General features: G+C 48.0%; 13 protein-coding genes. 12 read left to right on the top strand and 1 reads right to left on the bottom strand.

Going from position 1 to position 13,867, the window contains the following annotated elements; all coding sequences use genetic code 11:
- Window positions 1-46: 46 nt before the first annotated feature.
- The 12 genes from iscX (at window position 47) to OOK74_RS08635 (ending at window position 12,466) form a co-directional block, all read left to right on the top strand.
- Window positions 47-241 (top strand): Fe-S cluster assembly protein IscX, encoded by a 195-nt coding sequence (gene iscX, locus OOK74_RS08690; RefSeq protein WP_166014492.1) that lies wholly within the window; start codon window positions 47-49, stop codon window positions 239-241.
- Window positions 242-404: 163 nt separating this feature from the next.
- On the top strand, window positions 405-1,688 hold the full coding sequence (gene pepB, locus OOK74_RS08685; protein WP_274722927.1) for an aminopeptidase PepB: 1,284 nt from the start codon (window positions 405-407) through the stop codon (window positions 1,686-1,688).
- 128 nt (window positions 1,689-1,816) lie between these two features.
- Window positions 1,817-2,242 (top strand): nucleoside-diphosphate kinase, encoded by a 426-nt coding sequence (ndk, locus tag OOK74_RS08680; protein WP_166014494.1) that lies wholly within the window; start codon window positions 1,817-1,819, stop codon window positions 2,240-2,242.
- A 320-nt stretch (window positions 2,243-2,562) separates the two neighbouring features.
- Entirely contained in the window at window positions 2,563-3,684 is a 1,122-nt protein-coding gene (gene rlmN / locus OOK74_RS08675) for a dual-specificity RNA methyltransferase RlmN (protein ID WP_278182618.1), read from the top strand.
- Between the two features lie 309 nt (window positions 3,685-3,993).
- Window positions 3,994-4,995 carry a cytoskeleton protein RodZ gene (gene rodZ / locus OOK74_RS08670; RefSeq protein WP_274722928.1) on the top strand — a complete coding sequence of 334 codons (1,002 nt, stop codon included), beginning with the start codon at window positions 3,994-3,996 and terminating at the stop codon, window positions 4,993-4,995.
- A 9-nt stretch (window positions 4,996-5,004) separates the two neighbouring features.
- Complete coding sequence (gene ispG / locus OOK74_RS08665) at window positions 5,005-6,129, top strand: flavodoxin-dependent (E)-4-hydroxy-3-methylbut-2-enyl-diphosphate synthase (protein ID WP_166014497.1); 1,125 nt, start codon at window positions 5,005-5,007, stop codon at window positions 6,127-6,129.
- A gap of 25 nt (window positions 6,130-6,154) precedes the next feature.
- Window positions 6,155-7,423, top strand: coding sequence for a histidine--tRNA ligase (gene hisS, locus OOK74_RS08660; protein WP_274722929.1), 1,269 nt, complete (start codon window positions 6,155-6,157; stop codon window positions 7,421-7,423).
- 36 nt (window positions 7,424-7,459) lie between these two features.
- Entirely contained in the window at window positions 7,460-8,074 is a 615-nt protein-coding gene (locus OOK74_RS08655; RefSeq protein WP_278182617.1) for a YfgM family protein, read from the top strand.
- A 12-nt stretch (window positions 8,075-8,086) separates the two neighbouring features.
- Entirely contained in the window at window positions 8,087-9,244 is a 1,158-nt protein-coding gene (bamB, locus tag OOK74_RS08650; RefSeq protein ID WP_278182616.1) for an outer membrane protein assembly factor BamB, read from the top strand.
- A gap of 253 nt (window positions 9,245-9,497) precedes the next feature.
- On the top strand, window positions 9,498-10,982 hold the full coding sequence (gene der / locus OOK74_RS08645; protein WP_274722932.1) for a ribosome biogenesis GTPase Der: 1,485 nt from the start codon (window positions 9,498-9,500) through the stop codon (window positions 10,980-10,982).
- 54 nt (window positions 10,983-11,036) lie between these two features.
- A complete protein-coding gene (locus OOK74_RS08640; RefSeq protein WP_278182615.1) occupies window positions 11,037-11,921 on the top strand; it encodes an alanyl-tRNA editing protein in 885 nt (294 codons plus the stop codon).
- 305 nt (window positions 11,922-12,226) lie between these two features.
- Window positions 12,227-12,466, top strand: coding sequence for a zinc ribbon domain-containing protein (locus tag OOK74_RS08635; protein ID WP_274722934.1), 240 nt, complete (start codon window positions 12,227-12,229; stop codon window positions 12,464-12,466).
- Here OOK74_RS08635 and xseA read toward each other — a convergent pair.
- Window positions 12,441-13,781, bottom strand: a complete 1,341-nt coding sequence (xseA, locus tag OOK74_RS08630) for an exodeoxyribonuclease VII large subunit (RefSeq protein ID WP_278182614.1) — start codon at window positions 13,779-13,781, stop codon at window positions 12,441-12,443. The two genes, OOK74_RS08635 and xseA, sit on opposite strands and share 26 nt — an antisense overlap.
- Window positions 13,782-13,867: the final 86 nt, after the last annotated feature.

Here is a 13,867-nt window from a genome sequence, read left to right as displayed (position 1 = left end):
TGTTAACCTCGCGGTTCGCGAGGTACCATCAATAGGAAGGTTAACCATGAAATGGACAGATTCGCGCGAGCTCGCCATCGCATTGTGTGACAAGTTTCCTGAGCTTGATCCTAAAACGGTTCGTTTTACCGATCTGCATCGTTGGATTATGGAGCTGGACGATTTTGCCGATCAGCCGAATCACTCCAATGAAAAAATTCTTGAAGCGGTGATCTTATGTTGGATGGATGAATTTGAGTAAGTTATCGCTAAAAACTGCATTTGGTTAACAATTTTGATCAAAAAAAACGGGCCATTGAGTCCGTTTTTTTATTCAATTGATACTTTAACGCGTCAAAATGTTAACATCTTGGTCAATTATAAGATGACATAAATAAAGCCAATATTTAAGGCAAGGAGAAACCATGTCTACACCGATGTCTGTATTTTTGAGTACGCAAGCTGCCCAGCCTCAGTGGGGAGAAAAAGCGCTGATTTCTTTTGCCGAGCAAGGGGCAACCATCCACGTCACCCAAGCGCAAGATCTGGGTGCGATCCAGCGCGCGGCACGTAAATTAGATAATCAAGCGATCCGTAGCCTAGTATTAGCTGGTGAAGGCTGGCAACTGGAAACGATTTGGGCTTTCTACCAAGGTTATCGTGAAGCGAAAAAACGCAATACCCTTGAGTGGGCTGCACTAGCTCCAACCGAACAAGCTGAGCTTGAAGCGCGGATTAAAACCACCGATTGGACGCGCGACATTATCAATAAAAGCGCAGAAGAAGTGGCGCCACGCCAGTTAGCAACCATGGCCGGTGAGTTTATTAAATCACTGGCTCCTGAGCGTGTGACTTATCGGATTGTGAAAGATAAAGATTTACTCACCGAAGGGTGGGAGGGGATCTACGCGGTTGGGCGCGGCTCAGAACGTTCTTCCGTCATGTTGCAACTCGACTACAACCCAACCGGCGATGAGAATGCGCCAGTCTTTGCTTGTTTAGTCGGCAAAGGCATTACTTTTGATTCGGGTGGTTACAGCCTCAAACCTTCCAATATGATGTCAGCCATGAAATCTGATATGGGCGGCGCGGCAATGATCACTGGCGCGTTAGGCTTAGCCATGCTGCGTGGTTTAAATAAGCGGGTAAAACTGATTTTATGTTGTGCAGAAAACATGGTGTCAGGTCGCGCTTTAAAACTGGGCGATATCATCACCTACAAAAACGGCAAAACGGTTGAGATCCTCAACACCGATGCGGAAGGGCGCTTAGTGCTGGCTGATGGTTTGCTGTACGCCAGTGAGCAACAACCACAACTGATCATCGATTGCGCGACATTAACTGGCGCGGCCAAAAATGCTTTGGGTAACGATTACCACGCGTTACTTTCATTTGATGAATCGCTGAGTCAACAAGCTTTAATGGCGGCGAAACAAGAGAATGAAGCCTTGTGGGCACTGCCACTGGCGGAGTTTCATCGTGAGATGCTGCCATCAAACTTTGCGGATCTGTCTAATATCAGCAGTGGCGATTACACGCCAGGTGCGAGTACTGCCGCGGCATTTTTGTCTTACTTTGTGCCAAACTATCAACAAGGTTGGCTGCACTTTGACTGCTCGGCCACTTACCGCAAATCAGCCAGCGATAAATGGGCGGCGGGTGCTACAGGCATGGGTGTGAAAATGCTCGCGCGGGTTCTGATGCAATAAGTCTCATGTTAAGGGCAGCGCATTACGCTGCCCTAGTTTCATTGCTTGGCAAATTATCGCAGCCAAACAATTGCAGTCAGACAATCGTAGTCAAACCACAATAATCACAACAAACAAAAGGACATTTTATGGCTCTAGAAAGAACATTTTCGATCATCAAACCAGATGCAGTACAGCGTAACCTGATTGGTGAAATCTATCATCGTATTGAAAAAGCTGGATTACAGATTGTGGCGGCCAAAATGGTGCACCTGAATGAACAGCAAGCGAGCGGTTTTTACGCAGAGCATGAAGGTAAAGAATTTTTCCCTGAGCTGAAAAAATTTATGACATCAGGGCCAATTATGGTGCAAGTTTTACAAGGCGAAAATGCTATCACTCGTTATCGTGAACTGATGGGTAAAACCAATCCAGAGCAGGCCGCCTGTGGAACTTTACGTGCCGATTATGCTTTGAGTATGCGTTATAACTCAGTGCATGGTAGTGACAGTCCAGCATCGGCAGCGCGTGAAATTGAATTTTTCTTTCCTGAGGCAGAAATCTGCCCACGCTAACTTATTATCCCCTTCGTACTTGAAGCGGCAGCGGTGTTGGCTAGGTTCGTTTACCCCAATCACATAGCTTGTCTATGCTCATGGGGACTCACTCACTTGCCGCGTACCTGCAACTCCAAGTTGTTTGGCTATATACGTTAACTTATCGCTGGCTGAGTTGCCGGCGGTTAGGTTCGCAGTTTGGAGTCTAACCGGGATTCTCGCTGATCTATCCCCACTCTGATGCTTGATTCGCCGTACCGTTGTGACCCTTGTTGTCATTGCATAAAGGCTGTACAATTCGCGCCCTTAATTACTGTTCCGTCTGTCTGAGAGGCACCATGACCACAGAAAAAGTCAATCTACTCGATTTTGACCGCCAAGGTTTGCGCACATTTTTTGCCGAACAATTGGGTGAAAAAGCGTTTCGCGCCGAGCAGGTCATGAAGTGGATTTATCACTTTGGTTGTGATGACTTCGATCAAATGAACAATATCAACAAACAACTGCGCGAGAAGCTCAAAGCGCAGTGTGAGATCCGTGCACCTTATGTTTCAGCAGCACAGCACTCTGCCGATGGCACGATTAAGTGGGCGATGCGTGTCGGTGATCAAGATGTCGAAACCGTGTATATCCCAGAAGAAGATCGCGCAACGTTGTGTGTCTCTTCCCAAGTCGGTTGTGCATTAGAGTGCAAATTCTGTTCAACCGCGCAGCAAGGTTTTAACCGTAATCTGCGCGTGTCGGAAATTATTGGTCAAGTATGGCGTGCAGCGCGTGAAATTGGCTTAGAAAAAGAGACCGGTCGTCGTCCGATCACTAACGTGGTGATGATGGGCATGGGTGAGCCGTTGCTAAATATGAAAAACTTGATCCCAGCGCTTGAAATTATGCTCGATGATCTCGGCTTTGGTCTGTCTAAGCGTCGAGTAACGGTTTCCACTTCAGGAGTAGTTTCTGGTCTTGAACAGATGATTGGTCAAATCGATGTGGCACTGGCCATTTCGTTGCATGCGCCGAATGATCAGTTACGTAGCCAAATCATGCCGATCAACGATCGTTGGAATATTCAAGAGTTCTTGGCTACCGTGCGTCGTTATATTGCTTCATCGAATGCCAACCGCGGTAAGGTAACGGTGGAGTATGTATTACTGGATCATGTCAACGATGGCACCGAGCATGCTCATGAGCTGGCCGAATTAATGAAAGGTACCCCGTGTAAGATTAACCTGATCCCGTTCAACCCTTATCCGGGCTCGCCTTACCAGAAACCGAGTAATTCGCGTATCGATCGCTTCCAAAAGACCTTAATGCAATATGAGCACACGGTAACGATCCGCAAAACACGTGGTGATGACATTGATGCTGCGTGTGGCCAGTTGGTTGGTGATGTGATTGACCGCACTAAGCGTACAAAAACCAAACTGCTTGCTGAACAAAGCATCGCGATAAAAAATCTTTAATCCGTCGATTTAATCAAGCCAGAGCAGGTCTCTGGCTTGATTTTTATTGTATATCAACCAAAAGTGCTGCTTTTAATGGTCAAATCCAACAAAAACCTTGAACTAACTGTGATTTATTGACCATTTCTTTATTGTTTAGTCAACAATATCTATTAGAATGGGCCTCATTCCTCAAAGTTGATTTGAGCCACTTTAGCCAAGCGCTAACCCATTGCACCGATTAAGCAAACGCGTCTGAACACTACCGATAATCAACCATAAAAGTGACTGATGCACCGTTTAATCCAGATAAAGAGATGAAGATTACGGATGACTACTCAACACCACGATGATCACCAACCGGAAACGGCACAACCAAGCATTGAAAAAGTGCCGCCAGGCACGTTACTTAAGCAAAAGCGCCAAGAGTTAGGTCTCACTCAGCGCCAAATTGCCGATCGGCTCAGATTGCGCGTTTCTTTAATCGAACGGATTGAAGAAAATAGCTTCGAAGATGGGCTGGTGGCTACTTTTACGCGTGGTTATCTGCGCTCTTACGCCAAAGCTGTTGGCATGAGTGAGGCGGAAGTTCTGTGTGCTTTTGATGAGAGTTATGGGCAAGCGCCAGTGGCAACCCAGCCGGATATGAAAAGCTTTTCTAAGAAAACCAATCGCCAATTGCACGATAGTCGCATCATGCTGATTACTTGGGTGATTTTTGCGGTGATTATTGGCATGTCTTCGCTGTGGTGGTGGCAAAATAGCCAGAAAAATAACGTTATTCCGGAATCAACACCACCAAATATGAGTACGTTATCTGAGTCCTCTAATTTGGATGAGGTGAGTATTGCCAATCAAGAGTTCGCCAGCGTTCCTCCTCTGAATGATCTGCAAGATAATTTGCCACCGAGTGAGGAGGCGATTGCAGAGCCGCAAGCCAGTGAAGTAAGTGATGCTGCAGCAGAGGTCGATGCCTCTGCTGTGCTACCCAATACGATCAGCTCTGATCCTGTGGTGAGTGTTACGGTGCCACAAGCGGCTCCTGCTGTTGTCGCGGCACCCAGTCAAGTAGCGTCAACTAGCCCTGCTCAACCATCGGCTTTACTGGTACTTAATTTTTCCGCCGATTGCTGGATTCAAGTCAAAGATGCTACTGGAAAAACCCTCTCCACTGGGGTGAAAAAAGCCGGCCAAAGCCTAAATTTAACCGGTCAGCGTCCTTATAATGTGGTATTGGGTGCTCCAGAAGGCGTCTCAATCACATTAGCCAGTGAACCGGTTGACCTTTCTGGGTATACTTCCGGCAAAGTAGCAAGATTGACCTTACCGTAGAAAATGTCTATGCAACATGAGTCTCCTATTAAGCGTCGCCGCTCAACACGTATTTATGTGGGCGGCGTTCCTATTGGTGATGGTGCGCCCATCGCCGTACAATCAATGACCAATACTCGCACCACCGATGTGGCTGCCACGGTTGCACAAATTCAATCGTTGCAAAAAGTCGGGGCTGATATTGTGCGTGTTTCGGTTCCGACTATGGAAGCCGCAGAAGCCTTTAAGCTGATCAAGCAGCAAGTCTCGATTCCGTTAGTGGCCGATATCCATTTTGATTACCGGATCGCACTTAAAGTCGCGGAATATGGCGTGGATTGTTTGCGCATTAACCCAGGCAATATCGGCAACGAAGCGCGGATCCGCTCAGTGGTTGACTGTGCGCGTGATAAAAATATTCCAATTCGAATTGGGGTGAATGGCGGTTCACTCGAAAAAGATCTGCAACTTAAATATGGCGAACCGACTCCAGAAGCGTTAGTCGAATCGGCGATGCGCCATGTGGATATTCTGGATCGCCTCAACTTTGATCAGTTTAAAGTCAGCGTTAAAGCTTCTGATGTTTTTCTGGCGGTTGGCTCTTATCGCTTACTAGCTCAAAAGATCGATCAACCTTTGCATTTGGGGATCACCGAAGCGGGTGGCGCACGCGCGGGTTCGGTCAAATCAGCGGTTGGTCTCGGCATGCTGCTGGCAGAAGGGATTGGTGATACGTTGCGTGTTTCGCTAGCTGCTGATCCGGTGGAAGAGATCAAAGTCGGTTTCGATATTTTAAAATCGCTGCGCATTCGTTCGCGTGGCATTAACTTTATTGCCTGCCCAAGCTGTTCGCGTCAGGAATTTGATGTGATCAGTACCGTCAATGCACTAGAACAACGTTTGGAAGATGTATTAACCCCGATCGATGTATCCATCATTGGCTGTGTGGTCAATGGCCCTGGTGAAGCTGAAGTGTCTCATCTAGGGTTAGCGGGCAGCAATAAGAAAAGTGCGTTCTATGAAGATGGCGTGCGTTTGAAAGAGCGATTGGATAACGATGATCTCGTTGCACAATTGGAAGCACGTATTCGTGCTAAAGCGGCGCAATTAGATCAAAAAAATCGCATCGACATTAAGCAAGTAGAACAAGATTAATCTCAACGATATAACGGTAAGCATTGTGGCAAAAACTATTCAAGCAATCCGAGGCATGAACGATTGTCTCCCAACCCAATCGCCACTTTGGCAAAAAGTCGAAGGTGCGGTGAAAAATGTGATCAGCGCTTATGGCTACAGCGAAGTGCGCATGCCGATTGTTGAGATGACTCATCTATTTAGTCGTGCGATCGGTGAAGTGACCGATGTGGTCGAAAAAGAGATGTACACCTTTGCAGACCGCAATGGTGACAGTTTAAGTCTGCGTCCTGAAGGCACTGCAGGTTGTGTGCGTTCTGGCATCGAAAATGGTCTGTTGTACAACCAAGAACAGCGCCTGTGGTACATGGGCCCCATGTTCCGTCATGAACGCCCACAAAAAGGTCGTTACCGTCAGTTCCACCAATGTGGTGTCGAAGTGTTTGGCCTTGAAGGACCAGATGTGGATGCTGAATTGATCATGATGACCGCGCGCCTATGGCGCGAGCTTGGTATTGCTGAGCATGTACGTTTAGAGCTTAACTCGATTGGCTCGCTCGCGGCGCGTGCTAACTACCGTACCGCTTTGATTGAATATCTTGAACAATATCAAAACGTGTTAGATGAAGATTGTCAGCGCCGTCTGTACACCAATCCACTGCGCGTGCTCGATTCAAAAAATCCACAAGTACAAGCAATTTTAGGTGATGCACCACAGTTGTCTGATTACCTAGATGCTGATTCCAAACAACATTTCACCGGTCTGTGTGAACTTCTCGATGCGGCAGGTATCGAATACACGGTTAATCAGCGTTTAGTGCGTGGTTTGGACTACTACAATCGCACCGTGTTTGAGTGGGTGACTGAAAGTCTGGGTTCGCAAGGTACTGTATGTGGCGGTGGTCGCTACGATGGTCTAGTCGAGCAGCTTGGCGGTAAACCAACGCCAGCGGTCGGTTTTGCTATGGGCTTAGAGCGCTTAGTGCTGATGATGGAAACCCTCGGTAATACCGATGTACGCCGTAGTGTTGATGTCTATATGGTAACAGCAGGGGAAGGCACTTTACTGGCTGGAATGAAACTGGCAGAGCAGTTGCGTGAGCAAGTACCCGGTCTACGGATCATGAGCCACTTTGGTGGCGGTAATTTTAAAAAGCAATTTAAACGTGCCGATAAAGTTGGCGCAGCGATAGCCTTGGTATTGGGCGAAGATGAAGTGGCGGCTCAAACTGTAGTGGTTAAAGATTTAATCGGCGGCGAACAGAGCACCGTTGCTCAGGCACAAGTGGCCAGCTTATTAGCCCATTTAGTGTAATTCTCCCGCGACAGATTTTAAATAAGAGGACAGGAAGTGGAACTCTACGATACTGAAGAACAACAAGTTGAAGCAATCAAAGATTGGTGGAAAGAGAACGGTAAAGCCGTGATGTTTGGTGCGGTGATCGGTTTGGGCGGCTTATTTGGCTGGCGTTATTACCAAGACACCGTGGTTGCTGCGCAAGAAGCTGCTTCACACAGCTATAGCCAAGCGGTTGATGCACTGCTGGCAGGTGGCGTTGCAGCTGAAGCAACGCTGCAAACCTTTATTGATGCTAATCCGAAAACCGAATACGCGGTATTGGCCGCGATGCAGTTGGCCAAAGTGCAAGTTGAAGCTGGTCACTTAGATGAAGCACTCGCCCAGCTAGAGTGGGCAAAAGGTGCTACGCAAGATCCGGCACTACAACCATTGCTGAGCTTGCGTGTTGCACGGGTACAAGCCGAGCAAGGACAGTTTGATGAAGCATTAGCTCAACTAAGCAGCATTCAACAGTCTGCTTGGGCTGGACGAGTCGCAGAGCTGCGTGGTGATATTCTGCTGCGTAAAGGTGATAGTACGGGCGCTTACGCGGCCTACACTGAAGCGCAACAAGCGACAGATGCTAGCCAAACATTGCAAATGAAACTGGATGATCTCGCTAAGTAAGGGCACTCGCTGATGAAGAAGTTGTTCAAGCAAGCGCTGGTCGCAGTGAGCGTGTTAGCACTGCTCGCTGGCTGTGCTAGTGAAGAAGAAAACGTGATCATGGCACCCCTGCCGGTGGTGAAAAGTGCATTTACTCCGAAAACGCTGTGGAGCGCTTCGATCGGCGATGGTGTTGGGCATTATTTCTCTAAACTGGCTCCGGATTATGCTTACGATAAAGTGTATGTGGCTAGTCGTGATGGGCTTGTCAAAGCGCTCGACCCACAAACCGGTAAAGCGCTTTGGACCACCGATCTCGAGGGTGACAGTTCGGCTCGTTTATCCGGTGGGGTGACGGCAGCGTTCGGTAAGTTATTTATCGGTAGTGAAAATGGCGTGGTGACGGCGTTAGATGCAGAGAGTGGCGAACCGTTATGGAGCGCTGCGATTGATGGCGAAGTACTTGCTGCGCCCGTTGCCGACAACAACATGGTGATCGTCAATACTAGCCGTGGAACCTTGATTGCTTTGGCGCAAGATGATGGTAGCCAGAAATGGACCATCAGTACCGAAGTCCCGACCTTAACTCTGCGTGGTGATAGTCGGCCTACCGCAGTGGCGGGAGGGGTATTTTGGGGAACCCCAAGTGGACGCTTGGCCGCCGCGATTGCTGAGCGTGGTCAACTGATTTGGCAACAGCCGGTCGGGCAGCCGAAAGGGGCGACGGAAATTGATCGCTTAGTCGATGTCGATGCATCGCCATTGGTGATTGGTGGTACGCTATTTACGGTTGGATTTAACGGCCAATTGATGGCGATAGATTTACGCTCAGGCCAGCCAATCTGGAAGCGTAATTATTCTGCCACCATCGATATGGCGACCGATGGTAGTCGCCTCTATCTGGTGACCGATAAAGATCATCTCGTGGCGGTTGATACGCGCAGTGGTACCGAGCTGTGGAGTAACACCCAGCTTGAACACCGTTTGCTGACTGCCCCAAAAATGATCGGTGACTATGTGGTAGTCGGTGATGGACAAGGTTATCTACACTGGCTGGATCGTAATAGTGGAGAATTTGTCGCACAGCAGCTGGTCAACAACAGCGGTTTTGCGGTTGGGCCATTGGCATTAAATGATGGCTATGTGATAGTTACGCGTGATGGCCAGCTAAAGAAGCTGACGCTTCAATAGTAAACTGTGATATGATTCACACACGGCTCCTGGCTGGCAACAGTTAGGAGCCGTTTTATTGCTGGCGTTTTATGACTGGCTTTTTATTACTCCCCATTTAGGGTTTGTTGCCTAAAATTGAGAGTGAAAGGCCGTTATCTCGATTGGGTTAATCTCCAGTTGCACAGTTTAAAGTGGTTATAGGTAAAAATTTAGCGCTTGTGACAGAGTGTTTACCTATAACTACATAAAATGACATTTTGTAGAGGTTGTTATGGTACCTGTTGTTGCTCTTGTTGGGCGTCCTAACGTCGGTAAATCGACGCTGTTTAATCGACTCACTCGCACACGGGATGCATTAGTTGCAGATTTTCCCGGTTTAACCCGCGACCGTAAATATGGCCAAGCTAAGCTGGGTGAGCACCAATTTATTGTGATTGATACCGGCGGTATTGATGGCTCTGAAGAAGGGGTTGAAACCAAAATGGCCGCGCAGTCACTGGCGGCGATTGATGAAGCCGATGTGGTGCTGTTTATGGTCGATGGCCGTGCCGGTTTGACCGTGGCCGATGAAGCGATTGCCCAACACCTACGCCGTATCGAAAAGACCGCCGTGTTGGTGGTTAATAAAGTGGATGGTATTGATGGTGATGCCGCTTGTGCCGAATTTTGGCAGTTAGGCATGGATCAAATGTATCAAATTGCGGCGGCACATGGTCGTGGTGTTGGTGCGCTGATTGATCGTGCGTTAAACCCGCTGGCAGAACAGATGGAAGCAGAGCAAGCCTTACTGGTCGATTTAACCGATGAGCAAGAGCCAGAACAAGAGCAGTTAGAGTACAGCGAAGAAGAAGCGGAAGCCGAATATAAGCGCCTGCAAGACTTACCGATTAAGCTGGCGATTATTGGCCGCCCGAATGTGGGTAAATCCACGCTGACTAACCGGATTCTCGGTGAAGAGCGAGTGGTGGTTTACGATATGCCAGGCACCACACGTGACTCGATCTACATTCCGATGAAACGAGATGAGCGTGAATATGTTCTGATTGATACCGCTGGGGTACGTCGTCGTAAGCGTATCAATGAAACCGTTGAAAAATTCTCAGTAGTGAAAACGCTACAAGCGATTGAAGATGCGAACGTGGTGCTGATGGTGGTTGATGCGCGTGAGAACATCTCAGATCAAGACCTAAGCTTACTTGGTTTTGCGCTTAACTCTGGGCGTTCGATTGTGATTGCGGTCAACAAATGGGATGGTTTAGATACCGAAGTTAAAGATCGGGTGAAAAAAGAGTTGGATCGTCGGCTCGGCTTTGTTGATTTCGCCCGCATTCACTTTATTTCAGCGTTACATGGTACTGGTGTCGGCCACTTATTTGAATCGGTGCAAGAAGCTTATCGCTCGGCAACCACTCGGGTTGGTACCTCGGTTCTGACTCGGATCATGAAAATGGCCACCGATGATCACCAGCCACCTATGGTGCGTGGACGTCGTGTCAAACTGAAATATGCCCATGCGGGTGGTTACAACCCGCCGATCATCGTGATCCATGGTAACCAAGTGAATGAACTGCCGGATTCTTATAAGCGTTATTTGATGAACTACTATCGTCGCGCGCTGGAAATTATGGGTACGCCAATTCGTATTCAGTTCCAAAACAGTGAGAACCCATTTGAAGGTAAAACCAACAAAATGACGCTTTCACAAGAGCGGCAACGTAAGCGCTTGATGAGCATGGTTAAAAACCGCAGAAAATAATCAATATAGCCCAAGTTTACTTGGGCTTTTTTGTCTCTGAAGGAGAGAGATGCTATGACCTACTTCGCGACTGAAGTGACTTTTCCACAAGGGATCACCACACTGGATAGCCAAATCATGCTGTGTCAGCCCCATTCCGCAGGGGTGGATGTGGTGACGTATCGCACGCCATTCCATCCGGTTAGCCATATTTGGCCAGATCATCCGGCTGATCGCGGTCTGCTGATCTGGCAGGGAGAGGAGTATCCGCTCAGCCAATGCTTAGTCGGTGCGATTGAGCAAGCATCAGGTCGGTTGTATGTCGACAAGGAGATTCCGGTCAAACGTAGCGAGAGCGGCTGGGTGTTTGTGGTGGTACATCGATTAGATGTAGTTTCGGAGGAGCTGCCAGTGGGTGATCATGTTCAGTTGATCGTCGATGCAGCATATCAAGCCAGTTTAAGCCGCGGGCATAGTGCTGGCCATTTGGCTTACTTGGCGCTGAATAAAGTGCTCGCGCAAAGCTATTGGCGCAAGGATGCCGAGCGTAAAGATGCCCATGGTTATTTTGATTTCAATAGCTATGCGCAAGTTTCTAGTTATGTCACGCCAGATTGCTCAACCGATAGTTATCGATTGGGTAAAACGCTGCGTAAGCGCGGTTTAAATAGTGATGATGTGCTAAGAGATCTCAGTTTGATAGAACAAAAAACTAATCAGCAGTTGGCTGAGTGGCTAGCACTCGCCAGTCCGATTGGGTTGGAGTGTGCGGGTTCGACGCTCACCGATTCGCGTTATTGGGTGTGTGACTTACATGAAGCTCAGATCGCGAAAATTGCTTGTGGTGGCACGCACAGCAATGGTTTAAAGGCATTGGGATCGATCCGAGTGACACTTAAATCGCTCGATCAACAACATATTATCGCGGTGACGAAGGTACAAGCGGCAGAATGGGAATGATCTTTTTGTTATATTCTGTTTGCTGTCGATAAAATGGATTTTTTAAGTGTTTTAATCTGTTTAAAATTGAAATGCAGGATATGTAACTTATGCTTTCGGTGGGTGGTTATATAAAAGTTCTTTTATGGGCTGATCGCTGATCAAAACCTTTTGAGCACAAGATCAGCTTAGGATCTTGTTTAAAAGAGTATCAGTTATTGGTTAAATGCTGTGCGTTCAACGGCGCAAGCGTGATAAAGATCATCGCGGATGATCTTTGCTTGATAGATTATGTGATGTAATGCAAAAAGATCAGGAGTCGTCATATGGACAACCTATGTCCGGTGTGCAGCCAGCAATTGGAATGGGTAGGGCAGTATCATTGTACTGCCTGTACTCAGGATTATCGTAAGGTGGGATTTTGTCCACAATGCGCGGGTGAATTACAAAAACTACAAGCTTGTGGTGCGGCCAATTATTTCTGTAATCAGTGTAATGAGCTGAAATCGAAGTCGAAAATTCGCTTTATCTTCCAACCGGTTAATCAGAACTCACCACAGATCTGATTTCACCATCTCGCAGTTGGGTGACCAAGTAGTCACCCGCTTTTACTTGTGCGCATTCGCGTACTAATTCACCGCTGAGTTGACGAGTCACCGAATAACCACGGGCTAAGGTGGCCAGTGGGCTTACCGCGTCCAATTTCTCACTGAGTAAAGCTAATTGGTGGCGCGCTTGGATCCTATGCTGCTGAGTGGACTGAGTAATACGCTGCTGCTGTTGGAGGAGATCAAAACGCTGCTGGTGGATCAGTTGCAGTGGTGAATGCAATTGGATCTTGTGGCGTAAATGATCACAGCGCTGCTGCTGACTATGCAAGTGGCGCTGGATTTTTTGGGTCAGCCGCAGGCTTAATTCATCTAATTGCTGCTGTTGGCGCTCTAGGCGCGCTTGAGGATGCTGTTTATCCAGTTGGTAATGTAAGCGAGTAAACTGAGTATGTTGCTGAGCCAAATAGTGACGCATTGCACTTGCTAATTTGGCAGGCCATTGCACCAGTAACTGCTGTTTATGGCGTTGATCTCGGCTGACCAGTTCTGCTGCCGCAGAAGGGGTTGGAGCACGCATGTCGGCGACAAAATCGGCAATCGTGACATCTACTTCATGCCCGACCGCACTGATGATTGGAATCTGACTGGCTGCGATAGTCCGCGCGACGATTTCATGATTGAAACACCATAAATCTTCCAATGAGCCCCCACCACGGCCCACAATCAACACATCACACTCGGCGCGTGAGTTGGCGCGACCAATCGCTTGAGCAATCTGTAGCGCGGCTTCTTCACCTTGCACTAAGGTTGGATAAATGACGACCGGCAACTGAGGATCACGCCGTTTGAGCACTTGCAAAATATCGTGCAGTGCCGCGCCCGTGCGTGAGGTGATGATCCCGACACAGCGTGGATGTTCTGGTAATGCTTGTTTACGGCTTTGAGCAAACAACCCTTCTGCGGCCAGCTGCATCTTCAGTTGTTCAAACTGCTGCTGTAAACGGCCGTCGCCTTCTGGCTGCATGCTTTCAAGGATGATTTGGTAATCGCCACGCGGTTCATACAAAGAGAGTCGCGCTTTGACTAACACTTGCTGGCCATTTTGTGGCTTGAAATTGACCAGACGGTTATTGCCCTTAAACATCGCACATTTGACTTGCGCTTGGCTGTCTTTGAGGGTGAGGTACCAGTGGCCTGAAACAGGGGCAGAGAAGTTAGATATTTCCCCGATCAGCCAGACGATGCCCATTTCATTTTCTAGTAACAAACGGACTTCAGCATTTAAACGGGAAACGGTGTAGATACTTGGATTGCGAGCAGGAGAGGACAAGGCTGATCTCCCAGACGTGGGTATGGAAATTAGCCGCAAGATAATACATAACAAGGGGTAAAATGCAAATAAAAAATGAATAAATG

Origin of the sequence: Vibrio misgurnus (assembly GCF_029635775.1) — a bacterium.
In the GTDB taxonomy this organism is placed as follows: domain Bacteria; phylum Pseudomonadota; class Gammaproteobacteria; order Enterobacterales; family Vibrionaceae; genus Vibrio; species Vibrio chanodichtyis.
This window is presented reverse-complemented; position numbering and strand designations above follow the sequence as displayed.